The organism is Melaminivora alkalimesophila (assembly GCF_000282995.1).
In the GTDB taxonomy this organism is placed as follows: Bacteria; Pseudomonadota; Gammaproteobacteria; order Burkholderiales; family Burkholderiaceae_C; genus Melaminivora; species Melaminivora alkalimesophila.
Genome location: NZ_ALEE01000729.1, coordinates 1 through 662 on the forward strand (window position 1 = coordinate 1; position 662 = coordinate 662).

The 662-nt window shown below is 75.4% G+C and carries 1 protein-coding gene; it reads right to left on the reverse strand.

What is annotated here, in order from left to right:
• On the reverse strand, positions 1-662 hold a 662-nt coding region (locus tag A612_RS14250; protein WP_040437049.1), incomplete at both ends, for a DUF1631 family protein.

The window sequence follows — 662 nt, forward strand, 5'->3', positions numbered from 1 at the left end:
CCGCTGGCGGCTGCCGCCATGGCCTGGGCGTGCAGTTGCGCCGCATGGGCGGCCTGGGCAGGGTGGACCGGGTGGCCGCCGCGCGCCGGCCCGGCGGGGTAGGCCATGCCGTAGCCGGTCACCGGCGCGTGCAGGGGTCCGGGACCGCTGTGGCCATGCGCTGCCCCGCCCAGCGGCATGCGCGCCGAGGCCAGGGGCATGCCGGCGCTGGTCGGCCCGCCGCCGGTGGGCGTTCCCGCCGGACGCCGCACGCGCAGCTCATCGGCCGCGCCCACGCCCTGGGTGTCGTAGAGCTTGACCAGCGCCTGGTAGCGCGCCAGCGCCAGCTCCGCCAGGCCCTGCTGCAGCGGGTCGGTCACCAGCCCCAGATCCTCGCGCAACAGGCCCGCCTCCAGCCATTCCTGCACCAGCAGCAGACACCAGGCTTCGGGGCGCAGGATGTCGTTGCCTGCCAGCTCCACGCCCTCGAGCCGCTGGGTGCGCCGGCGCACGCTGTCGAAGGGAATGCTCACGTGCTCCATCACCGGCAGGGCCATGCGGGAGGCGACGATCTTGTTTTCCACCACATCGTCGTCCACCAGCGACAGCCCGTCCAGCGCCAGGGCCGGCGCGCGGGCTGCGGGAGGGGCCTTGCCCTGCGGCTCCAGTGCGGCGGTCCAGGC